The organism is Thiobacillus thioparus DSM 505 (assembly GCF_000373385.1).
GTDB classification, from domain to species: domain Bacteria; phylum Pseudomonadota; class Gammaproteobacteria; order Burkholderiales; family Thiobacillaceae; genus Thiobacillus; species Thiobacillus thioparus.
The window spans coordinates 609134-631126 of sequence record NZ_KB891316.1 but is presented as its reverse complement, the minus strand read 5'-3'; the positions used below and the strand labels follow the sequence as shown (position 1 = coordinate 631126).

The window sequence follows — 21993 nt, the reverse complement described above, 5'->3', positions numbered from 1 at the left end:
GTTACGCGCACTGCGCGGTCGTGCGTCGCAGCACCCGGAATTCGACGAACAGCAGCGTCAGGCTGAACATCGACATGCGACAGGTGCTGCCGCTGAAGAATCCCAACGGTGAGCGAGACAGATTGATGCTCACGCTGGTTGCTCGACCTACTTGCATCAGACGGCAGGCTGACGGGCAAACAGGGAGAACTGAACGAACAGCAGCGACAGGCTGGTGAGGCTCATGCGTTCGGTCTGGCCGTGGAACCACGCAAAGGGCGAGGCGCTGAGTTCGAGGACCAGTTGTTTTTTGCCGAATTGCAGTTTCATGATGTGCTCCTTGGTTGGCTTGCTTGCCTGAATACTTGCAATGCCTGTGCCACCTGGACGGCAGGGCTCATGGCGAAAAAAATATAAACAAAACAAATGGATGCGCGATCCCTGCTTGGAGTGCAGGTTCAAGCCATGGCGTGAATTGACGGAAAACCGTCATCCCGTGTCGAAGCGTTAAACAGTCGACACGCCGGCCGGGCGAATCGGGGCGGCAAGGTAGAATCCGGCTTTCGGTTTGGGCGGGGCGTTTCGGCGCACCGCATCGTCTGCATGATCATCCTCAAGAATCTCAGCCTTAGGCGTAGCGCCAAGGTCCTGCTCGACAACGCGTCGGTGTCGATCAACCCCGGCGAAAAGGTCGGCCTGGTCGGCCGCAACGGCGCCGGCAAGTCCAGCCTGTTCGCGCTCCTGAACGGCACCCTGCACGAAGACAAGGGCGACTTTTCCATGCCGTCGCAGTGGCGCATGGCGCAGGTGGCGCAGGACATGCCGGAAACCGCCGAATCCGCCACCGACTTCGTCATCGCCGGCGACACCCAGTTGGCCGAGGCGCAGGCCGAGGTGACTGCCGCCGAGGCGAGCGACGACGGGGAGCGCATGGCGCACGCCTATATGGCGCTGCACGACGCCGGCGCCCACGACGCGCAGTCGCGCGCGCAGGCGCTGATCCTGGGACTGGGCTTCCAGGTGCGCGAACTGAATCAGCCGGTCAACAGCTTTTCCGGCGGCTGGCGCATGAGATTGCAGCTGGCGCGCGCGCTGATGTGTCCGTCCGACCTGCTGCTGCTCGACGAGCCCACCAACCACCTGGATCTCGATGCACTGGTATGGCTGGAGGCCTGGCTGAAGAAATATCCCGGCACCATGCTGGTGATCAGCCATGACCGCGAGTTTCTCGATGCCGTGACCAACGTCACCATCCATATCGAAAACGGCCAGCTCACCCGCTACGGGGGCAACTACAGCACCTTCGAGGACATGCGCGCCGAGCAGATGGCGCTGCAGCAGGCGGCGTACGCCCGCCAGCAGGACAAGATCGCCCATCTGCAGGAATTCATCAACCGTTTCAAGGCCAAGGCCAGCAAGGCCAAGCAGGCGCAAAGCCGGGTCAAGGCGCTGGACCGCATGGAAAAGCTGGCGCCCCTGTTGGCCACCGCGGATTTCACCTTCGAATTCAAGGAGCCGCTCAATCTGCCCAATCCCATGCTGACGATCGACGACGCCAGCTTCGGCTACCCGCCGCCGGCCGACGCGCCGCCCGGCACGCCGCCGACAGTGATCGTGCAGCATGTGAGCAAATCGGTCTTCGCCGGACAGCGCATCGGCATCCTCGGTGCCAACGGCCAGGGCAAGTCGACGCTGGTGAAGACCGTCGCGCGCACACTGCCGGTGGTGGCGGGCGCAGTGACCGAGGGCAAGGGCCTCAACATCGGCTACTTCGCGCAGCAGGAACTCGACGTCCTGCGCCCTCTGGACACGCCGCTGGAGCACATGATCCGCCTCGCCCGCGACACCATCGCCAACGGCGGCGCCGGCCAGTTCAGCAGCCGCGAGCAGGACCTGCGCAACTTCCTCGGCACCTTCAACTTCAGCGGCGATATGGTCAAGCAGGCGGTCGGCACCATGAGCGGCGGCGAAAAGGCGCGGCTGGTGTTGTGCATGATCGTCTGGCAGCGCCCCAATCTGCTGCTGCTGGACGAACCGACCAACCATCTCGATCTGGCCACGCGCGAGGCGCTGGCGATGGCCTTGAACGAGTTCGAAGGCACCGTGATACTGGTCAGCCACGACCGCGCGTTGCTGCGCGCGGTGTGCGACGAATTCTGGCTGGTCACGCGCGGTGGCGTGGAGCCATTCGACGGCGATCTGGACGATTACCAGCGCTATCTGCTGGATGAGGGCAAGCGCCTGCGTGAAAGCTTGAAAGAGGCAGGCAAAGCCGCCGAGCCGCCCAAGATCGAGATGCCGTCTGTCGTTGCGAAACGCGCTGCGCCTTCGGGGAAACTCAAACCGCTGAAACAGGCATTGGAAAAGCTCGACAAGAGCATGGCCGCGCTGCAGGCCGAGAAAGCCGCGCTTGAAGCGAGGCTGGCTGGAACCCTGTCGGTCGAGGACATCACGGAAACGGGCCGGCAACTCCAGCACGTCAACGACGAACTGGAGCGCGAGGAAGAAAAATGGTTCGACCTGTCCGGACAGATCGAGGCGCTGGAGGCGGAAAACATCTGACCGGGGCGGACCCCTGGCCTGGGCTTGGGTTTTATGCGCTTCTCGCCTATGTTGAACGTTGCCCGCGTACCCGGCTGAGGGGTCCAGAATGCCGCCACACGATACCGCTGCAGGTGTTCAGACCGGTTGGTACCGGCGGCACGCTTGGCCGGTTCGCCTCCTGCACTGGGTCAACGTGCTCGCCTTTATTGTGCTGCTGATGAGCGGGCTGCAGATATTCAACGCGCACCCGGCGCTGAACTGGGGGAAGTCTTCCTATAACGGTCGTCCGCCGATTCTGCACATGGCTGCACGCATGGATGCGCAGGGCAATCCGAAGGGCGTCACGCGTATCCTCGGCCATGAATTCGACACGACTGGCGTGCTGGGATTGTCGGCCGGCATGGACGGCCTGCCGGTCCAGCGCGGTTTTCCCGCGTGGATCACGCTTCCGGGCGGGCAATGGCTGGCGATGGCACGGCGCTGGCATTTCTTTTTTGCCTGGGTGCTGGTCATCAACGGCCTGGCCTACCTGGCCTATACGCTGGCCAGCCGTCACCTGATGCGCGACCTCACACCAACCCGAACCGACTGGCGTTCGATCGGGCGGTCCATCAAGGATCACCTGTTGCTGCGGCATGCGCGAGGTGAGGCCGCCCGACGCTACAACATCCTGCAGAAACTCGCATACCTCGGCGTGATATTCGTGCTGTTTCCCCTGTTGATCCTGATGGGATGGGCCATGTCGCCGGGCCTGGATTCGCTGGTTCCAGGCTGGATCGACGTGTTCGGCGGTCGCCAGTCGGCACGCACGCTCCATTTCTTGGTGGCTTGGGCGCTGGTGGCATTCGTGTTCATTCATGTGTTCGAGGTGATCGTCAGCGGTTTCTGGAACAATCTGCGCTCGATGCTGACCGGCCGCTACCGGATTGCGGCCGACGAGGACAAGCATGCCTAGTCAAGGGAACGGCCGCCGGCAGTTCTTGCTGCGCGCGCTGGCCGCCGGCGGTACGCTGCTGCTGTCAGGGTGCGATCAGTTGTCGCGCAGCGGCTGGTTCACACGCATGCTGGACAGCGCAGAGAAACTGACATTTGGCGCACAACGCCTGTTGCTGCCGCGCAAGGCCATGGCGCAGGAGTTCACCGCGGCCGACCTGTCTCCGGATTTCCGCAGCAACGGCACCAGCAACCCAGCCGACCCGCTTTACCAGGCCCTGGCAAGCAACCAGTTTGCCGATTACCGGCTGCAGGTCGGCGGCCTGGTGGCGCAGCCGCGCACCTATTCGCTCGACGATTTGAAAGCCTTGCCCAGCCGAACCCAGATTACCCGCCACGATTGCGTGGAAGGCTGGAGCGCGATCGGAAAATGGAAAGGCGTGCCGTTAAGCCGGGTGCTGGAACAGGTCCAGCCGCATCCGTCGGCACGCTACGTGGTGTTCTACTGCGCGGACCCGATGGACGACGTGGGAACACGCTACTACGAGAGCATCGACATGGAAGACGCCTGGCATGCCCAGACCCTGCTTGCCTATGAACTGAACGATGTGCCGTTGCCTATCAAGAATGGCGCGCCGATCCGCGTGCGCGTCGAGCGCCAGCTGGGCTACAAGATGGCCAAATATGTCATGCAGATAGCCTTGGTCGACCGCCTGGACACCATCGCAGGCGGCAAGGGCGGCTACTGGGAGGATCAAGGCTACGAATGGTATGCCGGCATCTGATCCGCCTGGCATGCAATAAGCTCCGATTTTCAGCGTTTCGCCTGGAAACGTCAGCCAAGCACGGTAAAATGCCGCTTTCCCGAAAAGCCGTTTATTCGCCGTGAAACCCACCTTTCAGGACATCATCCTCACCCTGCAACGCTACTGGGGCGAGCGCGGCTGCGCGTTGCTGCAGCCCTACGACATGGAAGTCGGCGCCGGCACCTCCCACACCGCGACCTTCCTGCGCGCGCTCGGCCCCGAGCCATGGAAGGCCGCCTACGTGCAGCCGAGCCGCCGCCCCAAGGACGGCCGCTACGGCGACAACCCCAACCGGCTGCAGCATTACTACCAGTTCCAGGTGGTGTTGAAGCCGGCGCCGGCCGACATTTTGGAGCTGTATCTCGGCTCGCTCGAAGCGTTGGGTTTCGACCTGAAGAAGAACGACGTCCGTTTTGTCGAGGACGACTGGGAGAACCCCACGCTTGGGGCCTGGGGCCTGGGCTGGGAAGTGTGGCTGAACGGCATGGAAGTGACTCAGTTCACCTACTTCCAGCAGGTCGGCGGCATCGACTGCAAGCCGATCACCGGCGAAATCACCTACGGCCTCGAGCGCCTCGCCATGTACCTGCAGGGCGTCGAGAGCGTGTACGACCTCGTCTGGACCGAAGGCCTGACCTACCGCGACGTCTATCACCAGAACGAGGTCGAGCAGTCGACTTACAACTTCGAGCACAGCGACGTCGATTTCCTGCTTATCGCCTTTTCCGCATATGAGAGGAAGGCGCAGGAACTGATGGCGGCGCAGCTCGCGCTGCCGGCCTACGAACAGGTGCTGAAAGCCGCACACACCTTCAACCTGCTCGACGCACGTGGCGCCATTTCGGTGACTGAGCGCGCCGCCTACATCGGCCGCATCCGCAATCTGGCGCGCGCCGTGGCCAGGAGCTACCTCGACAGCCGCGCGCGGCTCGGCTTCCCGATGGCGCCCAGGGAGTGGGCCGAGGAAGTGCTGGCGCAAATCGAAAAACAGACCGAAAAGAAGGCGGCCGCAGCATGACCACCGAAAATTTGCTTGTTGAATTGTTTGTCGAAGAACTTCCGCCCAAGGCGCTGAAAAAGCTGGGCGAGAGCTTTGCCAGCCAGTTGTTTGAGGGACTGAAATCCAGGGGACTGGTTGGGGCTGACGAGACGGTGACCTCATACGCATCACCTCGCCGCTTGGCGGTGCATGTTTGTAATGTCTTCGCGACAGCGCCTGATCAGGAAATCAAGAAGAAGCTGATGCCTGTTTCTATCGCGTTGGGTGCGGACGGAAAACCCACTGAGGCATTTAAGAAGAGTGCTGCCAAAGCTGGGTGTGCAGATCTAATTGAAAAATGGCCGAACGCTGAGGACGGGCCTGATCAACTCTATGTTGCAAATGACGGTAAAGCTGACGCCATTTTTCTGCGTTCAATGGCAAAGGGAACAAGTTTGCTGGTGGGGCTAGAGGGCGCACTAGAGGATGCAATGGCGAAGCTGCCGATCCCCAAGGTGATGACCTATCAGTTGGAAGACGGCTGGACCACGGTCAACTTTGTGCGTCCGGTGCATGGGCTGGTCGCACTGCATGGCGCTGACGTTGTGCCGATTTCAGTGCTCGGCCTCGAGGCCGGCCGCATGACTCAGGGGCATCGCTTCGAGGCGCGCGTCGATCCAGTCGCGCTCACCAACGCCGATTGCTATGCCCTGCAGATGGCAGACGAGGGTGCAGTGATCGCCAACTTCGCCGAGCGTCGCGCCGAGATCGTCCGCCAACTGCAGGCGGCTACTGCGCCGCTTGGTCTGAAGCCGGTTGAGGACGACGCCCTGCTGGACGAGGTCACCGCGCTGGTCGAGCGCCCCAATGTACTGGTCGGGAAGTTTGAGGAAGCCTTCCTCGAGGTGCCGCAGGAATGCCTGATCCTGACCATGAAGGCGAACCAGAAATATTTCCCGCTGCTGGACGCGGCGGGCAAGCTGACCAACCAGTTCCTCATCGTCTCCAATATCTCGCCCGATGATGCGTCGGCCGTGATCGGTGGCAACGAGCGCGTGGTGCGCCCGCGTCTGGCCGATGCCAAGTTCTTCTTCGACCAGGATCGCAAGAAGACGCTGGAAAGCCGTGTATCAGGACTGGCGAAAGTGGTCTATCACAATAAACTTGGGACACAAGGCGAACGTAGCAACAAGGTCGAACTTATTGCCGTTGGGATTGCAGCAATGCTCGGCAACGAAAAACTCGAATCAGCAGTCGGCACGGCAGCGAAACTTGCCAAAGCTGATCTACTTACTGACATGGTGGGTGAGTTTCCCGAACTGCAGGGCACCATGGGGCGCTACTATGCGCAGCACGATGGCCTTTCGGACGATATTGCCTTTGCCATCGAAGACCACTACAAGCCGCGTTTTGCCGGCGACGAGCTGCCGCGTAACGATGTCGGCGTGTGTGTGGCGCTAGCCGACAAGCTGGAAACGCTGGTCGGGCTGTTTGGCATCGGTGAAAAGCCGACTGGGGACAAGGATCCGTTCGCTCTGCGTCGTCATGCACTGGGTGTGATCCGTATGCTGATCGAGCGCGATCTGCCATTGAACCTTGATGCGCTGCTTTTCGTGGCAGCAGGTATTCGCGGCTTCTCCGAAGATGTCGCGGGCCAAGTCGAGACCTTCGTGTTCGAGCGCCTGTCCGGGATGCTGCGTGAACAAGGTTACTCAGCGCAGGAAGTCGATGCAGTCGTCAGCCTAAAACCTCAACGCCTGGGCGAAATACCCAAGCGACTCGCTGCGGTACGTGCCTTTGCGGATTTGCCTGAAGCGCCTGCGCTTGCTGCCGCCAACAAGCGCGTCGGCAACATCCTCAAGAAAGCCGAGGGCGAAATGGGGACGGACGTCGCCCCGGACCGCCTCGTCGAGGCCGCGGAAAAGGCACTGTTTGCGTCGGTCAACGAGATCGCACCGCAGGCCGATGCGGCCTTTGAAAGCGGTGACTACACAGCGTCGCTGCAGGCACTCGCCGCCCTCAAGGCCCCGGTCGACGCCTTCTTCGACAGCGTGATGGTCAACACCGACGATCCTGCCCTGAAAGCCAACCGCCTGGCCCTGCTGAACCAGCTGCACCGGACCATGAACCGGGTTGCGGACTTGTCGCGTCTGGCGGCGTAATATTTCACCCATGAAGCTCATCATTCTCGACCGCGACGGCGTCATCAATTTCGACTCCGACCAGTTCATCAAGTCTCCCGACGAATGGAAACCCATTCCCGGCAGCCTGGAGGCGATCGCGCGATTGACGCGCGAGGGCTGGCGCGTGGTGGTGGCGACCAACCAGTCGGGGTTGGCGCGCGGCCTGTTCGAGATGGCGACGCTGAACGCCATCCACGCCAAGATGCACAAGGCGGTGTCGCAGGCGGGCGGGCGCATCGAGGCGGTGTTCTACTGCCCGCATGCGGCCGACATGAACTGCGGCTGCCGCAAGCCCAAGCCGGGGCTGTTCGACGAGATCGCGGCACGCTACGGGCATGATCTGCGGAACGTTCCGGCGATAGGTGATTCGCTGCGCGATCTGCTGGCGGCCGCCAGCGTGGGGGCAAGTCCGTTGCTGGTGCGCACCGGGAAAGGCGAGCGAACCCTGGCGGCCGGCGGGCTGCCCGAGAACACGCCGGTCTACGCCGACCTGGGCGAGGCTGTCGATCACCTGCTCAAGACTGCGGCATGAGCCTGATCCGGTCGGTGATTTTCGCGGTCCTGCAGACTGCGCTGACGATTTTCTTCAGTGTGGTGGCGTTCTTCAGCTTCCCTTTTTCAGCGCACGTGCGCTACCGCTTGATTACCGGCTACAACCATACCGTGATCTGGCTGGCAAGCTGGGTTGTAGGGATCCGCTATGTGGTGGAGGGGCGTGAGAACCTGCCCGCGCAACCCGCAATCATTCTCGCCAAACATCAGTCGGCATGGGAGACCGTGGCCTTCCTGTGTCTGTTTCCGCCGGTCTCGCCGGTGATCAAGCAGGAACTGCTGAAGCTGCCGTTCTTTGGCTGGGCATTCCGCATGCTCTCGCCCATCGCCATCGACCGCAGCGCCGGGCGCGAGGCGCTGAAGCAGATCGTCAGCCAGGGCAGGGAGAAGCTGGCACAGGGATTCTGGGTGCTGGTGTTTCCCGAAGGTACGCGCGTGGCGCCGGGCGAAAAAGGCAAGTACGGCATCGGCGGCAGCTGGCTGGCGGCGGAAACCGGCGCGCCCATCGTGCCGGTGGCGCACAATGCCGGCGAAGTGTGGCCGAAGAATGCCTTCATCAAGCATCCCGGCACGGTGACTGTCCGTATCGGCCCGGCAATTCCTACCACGGGCAAGAGTGCCGCCGAACTCACGCGCATGGTCGAAGCCTGGATCGAAACCGAAATGGGGAGGCTGCCTCCTGCTGCCGCACGCCAATAGCGGCGTCCTGCAGATCGGCGACGCCGCCGTTCCCTATCTGTTGCGACGCTCGCGCCGCCGCCGCACGCTGGGCTTGACGGTTACCGCGTACGAAGTGCGCATCCATGCCCCGAGCTGGACCCCGCGTGCCGAAATCGAAACTTATGTGCTGCAACAGCATGACTGGCTGCATCGGACCTGGGCGCGCATGCATGCACACGTTCGGCAAGCGGAGTCGACGCCTGCGAACGAACTGCGCTATCTGGGACGCAGGTTGAGGCTCGATATCCGGTCCTCGCTGTTTCACGAGGTACGCCGGCACGGCAACACCCTGCGGGTATATGCGCCACTGGGCACGGATGCCAATGAACTGGTGCGCGACTGGCTACTTGCCCGTGCCGAACGTTTGCTGGCCTGGCGGCTTGCGCGCATCGCGCGCAGACTGGGGCGCGCGCCCAGCCGCTTTGCGCTGTCCGACGCGCAGACGCAATGGGGCAGCTGCACCCGGCGCGGCCATATCCGTCTCAATTGGCGGCTGGTGCAGGCGCCGCTTGCGCTCATCGACTACGTTGCCGCGCACGAGCTGGCCCATCTCGTCCATCTCGATCATTCGCCGCGTTTCTGGGCGGTGGTTGCCGAGCTGTGTCCCGATGCATTGGCAAGGCGCGCCGAGTTGCGCACAATGGGCAACTCCCTGTTTCTTGTATAACACCAGCCAGGTGTAATCATCATGCGAATCCTTCATACCATGTTGCGAGTGGGCGATCTCGACCGCTCGATCGATTTCTACACGAACGTCCTCGGCATGAAACTGCTGCGCCGCAAGGATTACCCGGGCGGCAAGTTCACCCTGGCCTTCGTCGGCTACGACAGCGAGGACAGGTCAGCCGTGCTTGAACTGACCTACAACTGGGGCGTCGGCACGTACGAGGTGGGCAGCGGCTACGGCCATATCGCCATCGAGGTCGACGACGCCCACGCCGCATGCGACGCTGCCGCCGCGAAGGGCGGCAAGGTGCTGCGCCCGGCCGGTCCGATGTCACACGGCACGACGGTCATTGCCTTCATCGAGGATCCGGACGGCTACCCGATCGAGTTCATCCAGAAGGGCACGGCGGGATGGAACAAGGAGTAAGTGGTAAGTGACGAGTAGCATTTGCCACTCACCACTTACCACTCACGCCCCGGCAATTGCCTTGGTGATCAGCGGCACGAGCGGCTCGGGCAGCTGAATCTTGCCGGACAGGGCAAAGGCCTGCGCGTCTTTTGACATCTTGCCCCAGGTGCGGCGGATGATCTCCAGCCATTTCGCCTCGTCGTAATCGGGTTTGCTCTGGGCAAACGCCAGCATGTAGTGCTCGATGAACACCAGATTGGCGATGTCCTCCAGCAGTTGCGAGTCCGGATTGACCTTGATGCCGCGCTTGCTCACTGCTTTCTTGACGTGTTCGATCATCGCGTCGTCATAGCCGGCCAGGCGCATCAGCTCGCCGGCGGTATTGGCGTGGAAGGTGTAGAGGCCGGTGCGCCACGCGTGGTAGCCTACTTTGGTCATCGGGTAACTGCTGCGCGGCACCGTCCAGCGACGGATGTGCTGGGCGCGGACCGCCAGCTGCGCCGCCTCTGATGCGTCCGGCGCAAAGCGGCCGATCATCTCCGACATGCGGCGGCCGTAGAGCAGTTCCTTGGGCTGGCCTTCGTCCAGGTTGGGGTCTTCCGCATTGGCCATGTCGAACAGGGCTAAGGCCTGATTGAAGCGTGCGGAGTGGTCGATCATAGCGGGCGCCTGGACAGGGTGCGGATTCAATTGGCGACCACCGGGAGGATCCATAATTCGACCCGGCGATTCAACTGGCGACCGGCTTCGGTGACGTTATCCGCGCGCGGTTCCGTTTCGCCTTTGCCGTAGGACTCCAGACGCAGCGGATTGACGTTCTGGCTGGCGAAGTAATCCAGCACCGACTGCGCGCGCCGTTCGGACAAGGCCTGATTGTATGTGTGCGTGCCCACGCTGTCGGTATGGCCGACCACGGTCACCGTGGTCTTGCCGTATTGATTCAGTACATGGGCGATCTTGTTCAGCGTCGGGAGATAGCCCGGCTTCAGGACGGTGGAGTTGGTATCGAAACCGGTGTTGGACGTCATGCTGACCAGAAGGGCGTTGTCTCCTGGGCGTTTCTCCACGCTGATGTCGCCACGCTGGATTTCCGGCTGCAACTGCTTCTGCAAGTCCTTGGCCTGCTGGTCCATGTAGTAACCGACGCCTGCGCCCGTCAGGCCGCCGCCGACCGCGCCGATCAACGCGCCCTTGCCACGGTTCCTGTGGTTGATGATCGCGCCGAGCGCGGCGCCGCTGACCGTGCCGATGATCGCCCCCGTCTGGGTCTTGTTCAGATCGCGCGGTTCGCCCAGATCGTTGGTCGCACAGGCGGAAAGCAGCAAGGCGGACAGTAGGGGGAAGACGATGTATGGCTTGTGCATGGGAATTCCTTTCAGGCAGGTTGAAACTGAAGCGTGATGCGGCGTCCTCATTCGAGACGCGATGCGCAAGGTGGTTCCGGCGCCAATAGTCATGGGATCCCTGACGGAACGCGCTTGTCTCCCACAGGGTTCGACGCCGTCATGGGCAGGTGTGTTCAATCGGACCGCTTGGCCAGGTGCAGGGTGAGGGCCTCATAGTCGGCCACGGCCAGCGCTTCGGCGCGCAGTCCCGCATCGATGCCGAGCGTAGTGAAGTCTTCCGGCTTCACCAGGTTGCCGAGCGTGTTCCTGAGCGTTTTCCGGCGTTGCGAGAACGCGGTGGCGACGACACGCGAAAACAGCGCCTCGTCGAGCGAGACGATCTCAGTCGGCGTCTTGGGGATCAGCCGGACCACGGCGGAGTCGACCTTGGGCGGCGGGTCGAAGGCAGTGGGCGGAACGTCGAGCAGCCATTCGAGATGGAAACGGCGCTGCAACATGATCGATAGCCGTCCGAAGTCGGGAGTGGACGGCGCGGCGACCATGCGTTCGACGACTTCCTTCTGCAGCATGAAGGTCATGTCACGGATGTGCGCGGCGAAATCCATCAGGTGGAACAGCAGCGGCGTGGAAATGTTGTACGGCAGGTTGCCGACGATGCGCAGGTCGTGGCCCAGCTGCGCAAAATCGAACTTCAGCGCATCGCAACTGTGTACGGTGAGTCGCTCGGCCGGCCATCGTCTTTGCAGGCGCGCGACGATGTCGCGGTCGAGTTCGACGGCATGGAGGTGCGGCAGGCGTTCGAGCAGCGGCTGGGTGAGCGCGCCGAGGCCGGGGCCGATCTCGACGACGATGTCGGTCGGTTGCGGATGGATGGCGTTGACGATGGCGTGGATGATGCCGTCGTCGATGAGGAAGTTCTGGCCGAAGCGTTTGCGGGGCGTGTGCATGGCGGTGAACGGTAAGCGGTGAGTGGTGAGTGTGGAACGAGGGGTGTTTTATCCGCTCACGGCTTACCGTTCACTGTTCACCATCTCCAGCGCCATTTCAATCGCGGCGATCAGGCTGCCGACTTCCGCGCGCCCGCTGCCGGCGAGGTCGAGTGCCGTGCCGTGGTCGACCGAAGTGCGGATGAACGGTAACCCGAGTGTTACGTTCACGCCGGCGCCAAAACTGGCGTACTTGAGCACCGGCAGCCCCTGGTCGTGATACATCGCCAGTACGGCGTCGCAGGGCTCGTGGCGAATGCGCGAGAAAAGGGTGTCGGCAGGCTGCGGGCCGACGAGGTCCAGGCCTTCGCTGCGCAGGCGGTCGAGCACAGGTTCGATGACGTCGATCTCTTCATGCCCCAGATGGCCGGATTCACCGGCGTGGGGATTGAGGCCGGCGACGGCGATGCGCGGCCGGGCGATGCCGAACTTGCTTTGCAGGTCGGCATGCAGGATGCGGATCACCTCGACGAGCAGGTCGGGCGTGATGGCGTCGGCGACGGCGCGCAAGGGCAGATGGGTGGTGGCGAGTGCGACGCGCAGGCCGCCGCCGGCGAGCATCATGACGACCCGGTGCGTGCCGCTGTGGTCGGCCAGGTATTCGGTGTGGCCGGTGAAGGCGAAGCCGGCATCGTTGATGATGCCCTTGTGCACCGGTGCCGTGACGACGGCGTGAAATGATCCGTCTAGGCAGCCTGCGAGAGCGGCGTCGAGCAGGGCCAGTACATGGGCGCTGTTGCGGGTGTCGAGCGTGCCTGCCGTAACGGGGGCGGCCACAGGGATGTGGCGCACATGCAGCCAGCCAGGCTGGTGCACCGGCGCAGTGTCGCCGCAGCTGAAGTCGACCGCGATGCCGAGCCGGGTCGCCCTGGCGCGCAGCACCTCGACGTCGCCGACGACCGACAGCCGGCATGGCAGGGCGTGTTGCGACAGGGCGATGCACAGGTCGGGCCCGATTCCCGCGGGTTCGCCTGCCGTCAGGGCGAGGTGGGGTAAATCCACGGCTTCGCGTAATCCGGGTCGGTCAGTCGATCGGGCGGATTTCGACATAGGCCGCGTCGCGGATCTGGCGCACCCAGTCCTGGAAGGCCTCATCACCCTTGCGTTCGCGGATGGCCTGGCGCGCCAGCAGCTTCTGGCGTTCCTGCGTGACATCCTGGTTGCGGCGCTCCAGCACCTGGATCAGGTGCCAGCCGAAGGGGCTCTGAACGGGGTCGCTGATCTGGCCGGGCTTCAGCACATTCATGGCCTTCTCGAATTCGGGGACGGTGTCGCCCGGATTGATCCAGCCGAGATCGCCGCCTTTGGAAGCACTGGCATCCTCGGATTGCAGGCGCGCCATGTCTTCGAATTTCGCACCGTTCTCGATGCGTTCCTTGAGTTGCAGCAGGCGGTTGCGGGCGTCGGCTTCCGAGGTGAGTTCGTTGGTCTTGATGAGGATGTGGCGCGCGTGCGTCTGCATCACAGTGAGCGTGGCATCGAGCCCGCGCTTGTCGATGAGCTTGAGGATGTGAAAACCGTTGCTGCTCCTCAGGATCGGACTGATCTGGCCCGGCTGCATCGATTTCAGCGCATCGGCGAACAGGGTCGGAATCTTGCCGCTGGCGCGCCAGCCGAATTCGCCGCCCTGCAGCGCATTGGAGGCGTCGGAATAACTGGCCGACAACTGGGCAAAATCGGCACCCTTGGCAAGCTGGGCGACGATGTCCTCGGCACGCGCATGGCGTGCCTGGATCTGTTCGGGTGAGGCGTTTTCCGGCACGGTGACCAGAATGTGGGCGAAGTTGTATTCGGTTTCCACGCCTTGCTGGGCCTGCGTCTGCAGGTAGCCTTCGATTTCGGCGTCGCTGACGGAGATGCGGTTGTCGACGTCGCGTTCACGCGCGCGGGCAATCAGGAGCTCGTTGCGGATGGTGTTGCGCATGCTGTCGAGGCTTTGGCCGTCCTTCTCAAGCGCGGCCTGCAACCCGGCCATGTCGAGCTTGTTCTGGGCGGCGATGCGCTGCAGGGCATGCTCAACCTGCGTCGGGTCGACCCGAATGCCGGTGGCGCGGGCGTGTTGCTGTAGCGCAAGCTCGGTCACCATGCGTTCGAGCAGCTGTTTTTCCAGCACATCGCGCGGCGGCAGCGGCGTGTTTTGCCGCGACAGATTGCGCACGACCTCGTCGTAGCGCCGGGTGAGTTCCTGGCGCGTGATGACCTCGTCGTTGACGACGGCGACGATGTGGTCGAGTTCCTGTACGGCTGCGTGAGCCGGCGACAGGACCGACACGGCGATCAGCAGCGCCAGGACCCAGTGCGGGCGGCGCCATTCAGGGCGTTTGAATAATTTCATTGCTAGGCCTGTATCCGGGAACACTATGTTTCAAAACGTCGAGAGGATTGGAGCCGATGCGCCCCATTCCGTTCAACTCCAGCTGGAAGAACAACGCATCGGTGGACTGGTTTTCCTTGGTTGCCAGTCGTTGCAGTACCGCGCGCAGCGCCCAGCATCCGCCATTGTATTCAAACCCGGCCAGGCCTTCGACCAGCTTGTTGTCCTTGAAGGAATAGTTGTAGCGGACCATGCCGTACCAGCGCTGGGCGAGCGGCCACTGCGCGGACAGGTCGACCTGTTCCGTGGTCTGATCGATGAAGCGGTAACCCAGATTTATCACGCGGCCGGGGCTGGGCCGGTAGGACGCACCGAGGTTCTGGCGGATGGTGGTGCCGTTCTGGGTGTCGAACTGCCATGCCGTGTCGATGCGCCAGTTGCGTGTGACCTGCCCGCTGATCGCGGCCAGCAGGTCGGTGGCATTGCTGCTGCGCGGCGCGATGCCGGGCAGCGTGACCTGCTGCGTGCCGAAATAATAGCGCTGGCCGAGGGTGACCTGCAGCCGCTCCAGCCCGCTGGTCGCCTCGGTGAACCGGCTGGTGACGGCAACCGTCAGCTGGTTGGCGTCGTTGATGCGGTCGCCGCCGATGAACTGATTCTCGGTGAACATCTGCGCGTAGCTGAAATCCAGCAGCGCGGTATCGAATACCGGAATCGCCGACTGATCGCGATAGGGCGCGTAGACGTAGTAGGCGCGTGGTTCCAGCGTCTGCGTGTAATCCTGGCTGGCAAAATGGAACGGACGCTCGAAGGTCACGCCGCTGTCGAGGCTGAAGATGGGCAGGCTGCGGCTGATGTGTTGCACCGGCGCGCGATCGTCCAGCGCATAGTAGGTGCTGTGCCAGCCGATCTGCGGCGTGAGGAACCCGAACGAGTTGGTGAGCGGCAGGCGCAGCGTCGGATAGGCCAGCACCCGCGTGCCTTCGACCATGGTGGGATGGGCGAAATGGGTGGCTTCGCTGTCCATCTTGAATTCCAGCCCGTTCTCGAACGTTTTCGAGATGCCCAGGCGCGCCTGCGGCAGCCGTGCGTAAGGTTCGAGAATGGGCGTGGCGGAGGTGGAGTCCTGCAGGGTCTGGTAGCTTTGCGCGCGAATGTCCGCACTCCAGTTGGCGTGCTGGGTGCTCACCCAGAATTCGCGGTTGAGCTGGGTGAGCGAGGTGACGGCCAGCAGGTTGGACAGGTCGCGGAAATAATCGTTGTCCGACACGCGGTTGAACAGCATGCCGGCCTCGGTCGTGTCGTTCAGGCGGTAGATGTTGTTCAGCGCGGCGCTCCAGCGCGAACGGCCTGCGACGTTGTCGTTGGGCAGGTACTCCAGGCGGTTCACGCCATGGACGTCGTTCAGTAGATAGCGGAATTCGCCGCCCAGCTGCACACCACGCTTGGACAGCAGGCGCGGATACAGCGTGGCATCATAGTTGGGTGCGAGGTTGAGGTAGTAGGGCACCAGGAAGTCGACGCCGCTGCGCTGGGTGGTGCCGAAGGTGGGGGCGAGCACGCCGCTCTTGCGCACGTCGTTGAGCGGGAAATCCATCCAGGGCGTATACAGGATCGGTACGCCGAGGAAATGGAGCGAGGCGTTGCGTGCCGTTCCCACATTGCGGCTCTTGTCGATGTCGAGGTCGTCCACCTCGAGAAACCAGTCGTCGTTGTCCACCGGGCAGGTCGTGTAGGTGGCCTCCTGCAGCTTGTAGTGTTCCTTGTCGACGAAGTCGATGTGGCTGGCGTCGCCTCGGCCATTCTGCGCGACCAAATGGTAGACCGGCTGGGCGAGTTCGCCACTATAGTCGTCCAGGTCGAGTTTGAGCGCATCGCCATCCACCAGCAGCGCGGGCTGTTCCAGACGAACCCGGCCGCGTGCCTCCACCCGATTCTGCGTGGTGTCGTAGCGCAGCCAGTCGGCGAAGAAATTCAGCCCGGCCTGGCGGGCTGCCACCTTGCCGCTGGCCTCGATGACACCGGGGGCGGTCGATTCGATCTTGTCCGCAGTGAGGAACAGCGGCCCTTCCTTGCCCGCCGCCGTCGAGCCTTTCAGTTCGACGTCCTTCTTCAGCACGAGCCCGTCCGCCACCGCAGAACCGGCAGTCAGCAACAGTACAACGAGCGTAAAGCCGGGCAAGGTGGACAAGCGATGTAAAATCCGGGCCAGGGTTATCAGAAATAGCGTTATTCGGAGCAGTGTGGCAGTGGAACGTTTGCAAGCTTTACAGGACTGGGCCGCCCGACAACTGGGAGGCGAGTCGCTGGACATCGCCCCGGCGTCGGCGGACGCCAGCTTTCGCCGCTATTTTCGCGTCACTGCCAAAGGCCGCGATTATATCGTGATGGACGCCCCGCCGGCGCACGAGGATTGCCGGCCGTTCATTGCCGTCGCCCGGCTGTTTGCCGATGCCGGCGTAAATGTACCGCAGGTATTGGCACAGGACCTCGACCGGGGCTTTCTGCTGCTGACCGATCTGGGCAATACCACTTATCTGTCGGCGCTCGGCGAAGCCGCATCCAATCAAGACGTGGCACGCGAACTGTATCTGGCGTCGAACGACGCCCTGATCCACATCCAGCAGGCGAGCCGCCCGGGCGTGCTGCCGGAATACGACCGCGCACTGCTGACCCGCGAACTGATGCTATTTCCCGAGTGGTACGTGGCGAAACATCTGGGCGTCGTCATGAAGGACGAGCAGAGGGCCATCCTCGAGACCGTGTTCGGGCGCATCCTCGCCAACAACCTGGCGCAGTCGCAGGTCTACGTGCATCGCGACTGGCATTCGCGCAACCTGATGGTGAGCGAGCCCAACCCCGGTATTCTCGACTTCCAGGATGCGGTGTATGGCCCCATCACCTACGACCTCGCCTCGATTTACCGCGACGCCTACATCCAGTGGGACGAGGAGCAGCAGCTCGACTGGGTGATCCGCTACTGGGAAAAGGCGCGTGCCGCCCACCTCCCGGTGCGCGAGGATTTCGGCGAGTTCTGGCGCGATTTCGAGTGGATGGGCGCGCAGCGCCAGATCAAGGTGCTCGGCATTTTCGCGCGGCTGTATCACCGCGACGGCAAGGACGGCTATCTGAAGGACATGCCGCGGGTGATGCACTACCTGCGCAAGACATGCGAACGCTACGACGAACTGAAGCCGCTGCTGTTCTTGCTGGATGCCCTGCAGGACAGGCAGCCGCAGGCGGGGTATACGTTTTGAACCCGGCTACGGCGATGATCCTGGCGGCCGGGCGCGGCGAGCGCATGCGCCCGCTCACCGACCGCACCCCCAAGCCGCTGCTGTCGGTGGGCGGCAAGATGCTCATCGTCTGGCACATCGAGCGCCTGCGTGCGGCCGGTTTTACCCATATCGTCATCAACCATGCGCATCTTGGTCAGCAGATCGAGGATGCGCTGGGGAACGGCGCCGCGTATGGCGTGTCGATCGAGTATTCGCGTGAAGTCAGCGCACTGGAAACCGCGGGCGGGATCGCCACCGCGCTTCCTCTGATCGAGAGCGAGGTGTTCCCCGTGGTCAATGGCGACATTTACTGTGAATTTGATTTCAGCCGGCTTGCCGAACCGCTGGCGCGGCTCGCCGTCGGCCACGACCAGGCCCATCTGGTGCTGGTCGACAATCCCCCGCATCATCCGAATGGGGATTTCGTACTCGACGGCAGCCGGGTGAGAAACGCCGATACGCCGCTGACTCCGGACCCGGCCCGACTCACTTTTTCCGGCATCGGCGTCTACCATCGTGCGCTGTTCGCCCACACGATGGCGGGCGAGAAGGCGCCGCTGGCACCGCTGCTGCGACTGGTGATCGATGCCGGGCGGGCGAGTGGCGAGCATTATTCCGGGCAGTGGGTCGACGTCGGTACGCCGGCCCGTCTGGCGGCCCTGGACGAGGAACTGAGACAACACCATGCAGCCTGATTCCGCAATTTACCGTGCCCGCCGCGAGCGGGTCCTGGAACAACTGGGTGACGGCGTGATGGTCATCGCGACTGCGCCGGAGGTGGCGCGCAACCGCGATACCCACTATCCCTATCGACACGACAGCTATTTCTACTGGCTGACCGGCTTCAACGAACCGGAAGCGGTGGTGGTGCTGGTCGGGGGCAAAGCGCCGCGTCACATCCTGTTCTGTCGCGAGAAAAACGAAGAACGGGAAATCTGGGATGGTTTCCGTTATGGGCCCGCGGCGGCCCGCGAAGTCTTCGCCTTCGACGACACCTTTGCGTTTGACACACTGGATGCGGAACTGCCCAGGCTGCTGGAGAACCAGCCGATGCTGGCCTATCTCATCGGCCGCGACATGGCCTGGGACACGCAGGTGATGGGCTGGCTGAACGCCGTGCGTGCCAAGGCGCGCAGCGGTGTGCATGCGCCCAACCGCATGGTGGACGCACGCATCTGGCTCGACGAGATGCGCCTCGTCAAGGATGCCCACGAACTCGCCCTGATGCGCCGCGCCGCCGAGATCTCCACCGGTGCGCATCGCGCCGCCATGCGTGCGACCCGGCCGGGCGGCCACGAATACGAGATCGAGGCGGAACTGCTCTCCGCCTTCCGCCGCGGCGGTGCCGAGGCGCCGGCCTACACCTCCATCGTCGCCAGCGGCGCCAATGCCTGCGTGCTGCATTACGTCTTCAACAACAGGCCACTGCGCGACGGCGACCTGCTGCTGATCGACGCCGCCGCCGAGTTCGGCAGCTATGCGGCCGACATCACCCGCACTTTTCCGGTGAACGGCCGCTTTTCGGCAGCGCAGAAGGAGGCCTACGAACTGGTTCTGGCCGCGCAGGCGGCGGCTATCGACACGATCCGGCCGGGCAGCCACTGGAACAGCCCGCACGAGGCGGCGGTGCGCGTGCTGACGCAGGGCATGGTTGACCTCGGCCTGCTCCAGGGCGAGGTCGACGGCCTCATCGAGTCGGGCGGCTACAGCCGTTTTTACATGCATCGCACCGGCCACTGGCTGGGCATGGACGTGCACGACGCCGGCGAGTACAAGCTGCAGGGCGAATGGCGGCCGCTGGTGCCGGGCATGACCCTGACGGTCGAGCCAGGCCTCTATATCCGTCCGGCGGACGACGTGCCCGAGGCGTTCTGGAACATCGGCATCCGCATCGAGGACGACGTGGTCGTGACCGAGTCGGGTTGCGAGGTGCTGACCACGCCGCCGAAAACGGTCGCGGAGATCGAGGCATGGATGAACCCGTGAGCCGTGTCCTGATCGTTGGCGCCGGTCCGGTCGGCGCAGTGTGCGCGCTGGCGCTGCGGCAGCAGGGCATCGCCGCACGCGTGCTCGAGGCGCAGCCGGCCGATGCGCGCGCAGACACCCGCACCCTGGCGCTCTCCCATGGCTCGCGCCTGATTCTCGAGCGTCTCGGCGTGTGGGACCGGTTGCACGGCGTCACGCCGATCACCCGTATCCATATCTCCCAGCGCGGTGCGCTCGGCGTGGCGCGGCTTGCGGCAGAAGAAATCGGCGTGCCGGCATTGGGCTACGTGCTGCCCTACGCCGAACTCACCGCCGCCTTGAAACAGATGCTGGGCGATGCGGGTGTCGCGGTCGAGTATGGTGTGGCGGTGGACCGCATCGAGCCCGGCGCCGAGGCTGCGACCCTGCATGCCGCAGATGGACGTACGCTGGCGGCACCGCTGCTGGTGGTGGCCGACGGTGGGCGCGGCGACCAGGTGCCGCCGCCCAGGTTCGAACGCGACTACGATCAGATGGCCGTGGTGTGCGACGTCAAAACCGAACTGCCACACGCCAACCAGGCTTTTGAGCGTTTTACACCCCAAGGGCCGGCGGCACTGCTGCCGAAGGACGATCGGTACGCATTGGTATGGACCGCGCGCAGCGACGAGGCCCAGCGCATCGCCGCCCTGCCGGACGCGGAATTTCTCGCTGCCTTGCAGCGCCACTTCGGCGGTCGCCAGGGGCGGTTCCTCCAGGCCGGCCCGCGCAAGACCTTTCCGCTCAGACTGGCGTATACCGGCAGCGAAGCGGCCGGGCGCGTAGTGCGCATCGGCAATGCTGCACAGACGCTGCACCCGGTTGCAGGTCAGGGTTTCAACATCGGCCTGCGCGATGCCTGGGAACTGGCAAGCCTGTGCGGCGATACGACAGAGACGGAGATGGGCGGCGCGACCATGCTCGCGGCCTATGCCCGCGGGCGTCGGACCGACGTGATGGGCGGCCTCGGTTTTACCGATTTCCTGGTGCGGATGTTCTCCAACGATGTCGCGCCGCTGCGCCATGCGCGCGGCTTGGGCCTGCTGGCGCTGGAAGCCTTGCCGCCGCTCAAAACCTTCGTCGCGCGACGCATGATGTTCGGTGCGCGCGGATGAGCGGCGACCGCTATCAGGTCGTCATCGTCGGGGCCGGGCTGGTGGGCACGGCGGCCGCCCTGGCGCTCGGGCGACAGGGTGTGCGGGTTGCGCTGGTCGAGCGCCAGCTGCCCCAAGCCCCGACCGACACCTGGGACACGCGCATCTACGCCATCAGCCCGGCGCCGCAGCGTTTTCTCGAACGCATCGGTGCCTGGCAGCGGCTGGACGCCGGCCGTATCCAGCCGGTATATCGCATGGACGTGACGGGCGATGCCCGTGGCACGATCCGTCTCGATGCCTACGAATCGGGCGTGTCGCATCTGGCGACCATACTCGAAAGCGGGCGGTTGCAGCATGCCTTGTGGCAGGCGATCGAGGCCGACGGCAACGTGGCGCTCCACTGCCCCGCGGCGATTGAATCGCTCGTCAGGGACGGCGCGTCGACACGGCTGACGCTGGGCGACGGCACGACGCTGGAGGCCGAACTCGTCGTCGGCGCCGACGGAGCGGCCTCCCGCATCCGCGAATGGGCCGGTCTGACCTCGACATTGACACCCTACGGCCAGAGCGGGGTGGTGGCCAATTTCGAATGCGAGCGTTCGCACCGCGGCACTGCGTTCCAGTGGTTTTTCGACAGCGATATCCTGGCCTGGCTCCCGCTGGGAGGGAACCGTATGTCGATGGTCTGGTCAACCCGGACAGCCCATGCGGACGAACTGCTTGCCCTGGACGGTGCGGTCCTGGCCGATCAGGTGCGTGCGGCGGGCCACGATCGTCTGGGCGACCTGCGTCTGCTCACGCCTGCTGCGGCATTCCCGCTGCGGTTGATCCGGGTGGATGCCGTCGTTGCATCCGGCGTGGCGCTGATCGGCGACGCGGCCCACGGCGTGCACCCGCTGGCGGGGCAGGGCGTCAATCTGGGCTTCGGCGATGCCGAAATCCTGGTTGACGTGCTGGCCCGGCGTCCAGCCCGTTCTTATTGCGGTGACGTCCGTGTGTTACAACGCTATGCCCGCGAGCGTGCCGAACCGGTGCGGCGGATGCAGGCGCTCACCCATGGCCTGCATCATCTGTTTGCCGACGAGCGCGCCGGCTGGCTGCGCAACGCCGGGATGCGGATCGTGGATCACCTGCCGCCGATGAAGGCAGCCCTGGTTCGCGAGGCGATGTCCTAGGTTTTTATGATGTTTTTTTGGA

22 protein-coding genes are annotated in these 21993 nt (G+C 63.7%); 14 read left to right on the top strand and 8 right to left on the bottom strand.

All coding sequences use genetic code 11. From position 1 onward, the window contains the following. Position 1: 1 nt before the first annotated feature. Positions 2–133, bottom strand: coding sequence for a hypothetical protein (locus tag B058_RS18395; RefSeq protein ID WP_281166656.1), 132 nt, complete (start codon positions 131–133; stop codon positions 2–4). 23 nt (positions 134–156) lie between these two features. After that, the gene (locus B058_RS17995; protein WP_018507043.1) at positions 157–309 is read right to left on the bottom strand and encodes a hypothetical protein; all 153 of its coding nucleotides are present in this window, start codon (positions 307–309) and stop codon (positions 157–159) included. A gap of 273 nt (positions 310–582) precedes the next feature. Here B058_RS17995 and B058_RS0103260 point away from each other — a divergent pair, with 273 nt between their 5' ends. The 9 genes from B058_RS0103260 (at position 583) to gloA (ending at position 9789) form a co-directional block, all read left to right on the top strand. After that, on the top strand, positions 583–2541 hold the full coding sequence (locus tag B058_RS0103260; RefSeq protein WP_018507042.1) for an ABC-F family ATP-binding cassette domain-containing protein: 1959 nt from the start codon (positions 583–585) through the stop codon (positions 2539–2541). Positions 2542–2629: 88 nt separating this feature from the next. After that, positions 2630–3478, top strand: a complete 849-nt coding sequence (locus B058_RS0103255) for a cytochrome b/b6 domain-containing protein (protein ID WP_026240598.1) — start codon at positions 2630–2632, stop codon at positions 3476–3478. Continuing rightward, complete coding sequence (locus B058_RS0103250) at positions 3471–4241, top strand: molybdopterin-binding protein (protein ID WP_026240597.1); 771 nt, start codon at positions 3471–3473, stop codon at positions 4239–4241. The genes B058_RS0103255 and B058_RS0103250 overlap by 8 nt, the downstream gene beginning before the upstream one ends. Positions 4242–4341: 100 nt before the next feature. After that, positions 4342–5280 (top strand): glycine--tRNA ligase subunit alpha, encoded by a 939-nt coding sequence (glyQ, locus tag B058_RS0103245; protein ID WP_018507039.1) that lies wholly within the window; start codon positions 4342–4344, stop codon positions 5278–5280. Further along, on the top strand, positions 5277–7403 hold the full coding sequence (glyS, locus tag B058_RS0103240; protein WP_026240596.1) for a glycine--tRNA ligase subunit beta: 2127 nt from the start codon (positions 5277–5279) through the stop codon (positions 7401–7403). Before glyQ ends, glyS begins: the two co-directional genes overlap by 4 nt. A gap of 10 nt (positions 7404–7413) precedes the next feature. Further along, entirely contained in the window at positions 7414–7956 is a 543-nt protein-coding gene (gmhB, locus tag B058_RS0103235; RefSeq protein WP_018507037.1) for a D-glycero-beta-D-manno-heptose 1,7-bisphosphate 7-phosphatase, read from the top strand. After that, positions 7953–8675, top strand: a complete 723-nt coding sequence (locus tag B058_RS0103230; protein WP_018507036.1) for a lysophospholipid acyltransferase family protein — start codon at positions 7953–7955, stop codon at positions 8673–8675. Before gmhB ends, B058_RS0103230 begins: the two co-directional genes overlap by 4 nt. Next, positions 8593–9363 carry a M48 family metallopeptidase gene (locus tag B058_RS0103225; protein ID WP_245539243.1) on the top strand — a complete coding sequence of 257 codons (771 nt, stop codon included), beginning with the start codon at positions 8593–8595 and terminating at the stop codon, positions 9361–9363. The genes B058_RS0103230 and B058_RS0103225 overlap by 83 nt, the downstream gene beginning before the upstream one ends. 21 nt (positions 9364–9384) lie before the next feature. Further along, positions 9385–9789: a lactoylglutathione lyase gene (gloA, locus tag B058_RS0103220; protein ID WP_026240594.1), complete on the top strand. Its 405-nt coding sequence runs from the start codon at positions 9385–9387 to the stop codon at positions 9787–9789. A 42-nt stretch (positions 9790–9831) separates the two neighbouring features. Here gloA and B058_RS0103215 read toward each other — a convergent pair whose 3' ends face one another. From B058_RS0103215 to B058_RS0103190, 6 genes are all read right to left on the bottom strand, one after another. Further along, on the bottom strand, positions 9832–10431 hold the full coding sequence (locus B058_RS0103215) for a DUF4202 domain-containing protein (RefSeq protein WP_018507033.1): 600 nt from the start codon (positions 10429–10431) through the stop codon (positions 9832–9834). A gap of 26 nt (positions 10432–10457) precedes the next feature. Next, positions 10458–11135: a YiaD family glycine zipper/OmpA-like lipoprotein gene (locus B058_RS0103210; protein ID WP_018507032.1), complete on the bottom strand. Its 678-nt coding sequence runs from the start codon at positions 11133–11135 to the stop codon at positions 10458–10460. 155 nt (positions 11136–11290) lie between these two features. Continuing rightward, a complete protein-coding gene (gene rsmA / locus B058_RS0103205) occupies positions 11291–12064 on the bottom strand; it encodes a 16S rRNA (adenine(1518)-N(6)/adenine(1519)-N(6))-dimethyltransferase RsmA (RefSeq protein WP_018507031.1) in 774 nt (257 codons plus the stop codon). Positions 12065–12127: 63 nt separating this feature from the next. Beyond that, the gene (gene pdxA, locus B058_RS0103200; RefSeq protein ID WP_018507030.1) at positions 12128–13105 is read right to left on the bottom strand and encodes a 4-hydroxythreonine-4-phosphate dehydrogenase PdxA; all 978 of its coding nucleotides are present in this window, start codon (positions 13103–13105) and stop codon (positions 12128–12130) included. Between the two features lie 22 nt (positions 13106–13127). Further along, positions 13128–14438 (bottom strand): peptidylprolyl isomerase, encoded by a 1311-nt coding sequence (locus B058_RS0103195; RefSeq protein WP_018507029.1) that lies wholly within the window; start codon positions 14436–14438, stop codon positions 13128–13130. Beyond that, entirely contained in the window at positions 14416–16608 is a 2193-nt protein-coding gene (locus tag B058_RS0103190; RefSeq protein WP_018507028.1) for an LPS-assembly protein LptD, read from the bottom strand. Before B058_RS0103190 ends, B058_RS0103195 begins: the two co-directional genes overlap by 23 nt. A 58-nt stretch (positions 16609–16666) precedes the next feature. Between B058_RS0103190 and B058_RS0103185 the strand changes: the two genes are divergently transcribed. The 5 genes from B058_RS0103185 to B058_RS0103165 are packed head-to-tail and all read left to right on the top strand — an operon-like array spanning position 16667 to position 21971. Next, positions 16667–17674: an aminoglycoside phosphotransferase family protein gene (locus B058_RS0103185; RefSeq protein WP_018507027.1), complete on the top strand. Its 1008-nt coding sequence runs from the start codon at positions 16667–16669 to the stop codon at positions 17672–17674. A 14-nt stretch (positions 17675–17688) separates the two neighbouring features. Then, a complete protein-coding gene (murU, locus tag B058_RS0103180) occupies positions 17689–18390 on the top strand; it encodes an N-acetylmuramate alpha-1-phosphate uridylyltransferase MurU (protein WP_018507026.1) in 702 nt (233 codons plus the stop codon). Next, positions 18380–19681: an aminopeptidase P N-terminal domain-containing protein gene (locus B058_RS0103175; RefSeq protein WP_018507025.1), complete on the top strand. Its 1302-nt coding sequence runs from the start codon at positions 18380–18382 to the stop codon at positions 19679–19681. Before murU ends, B058_RS0103175 begins: the two co-directional genes overlap by 11 nt. Continuing rightward, complete coding sequence (locus tag B058_RS0103170) at positions 19666–20814, top strand: FAD-dependent monooxygenase (RefSeq protein WP_026240593.1); 1149 nt, start codon at positions 19666–19668, stop codon at positions 20812–20814. The genes B058_RS0103175 and B058_RS0103170 overlap by 16 nt, the downstream gene beginning before the upstream one ends. Then, complete coding sequence (locus tag B058_RS0103165; RefSeq protein ID WP_018507023.1) at positions 20811–21971, top strand: UbiH/UbiF family hydroxylase; 1161 nt, start codon at positions 20811–20813, stop codon at positions 21969–21971. Before B058_RS0103170 ends, B058_RS0103165 begins: the two co-directional genes overlap by 4 nt. Positions 21972–21993 lie beyond the last annotated feature (22 nt).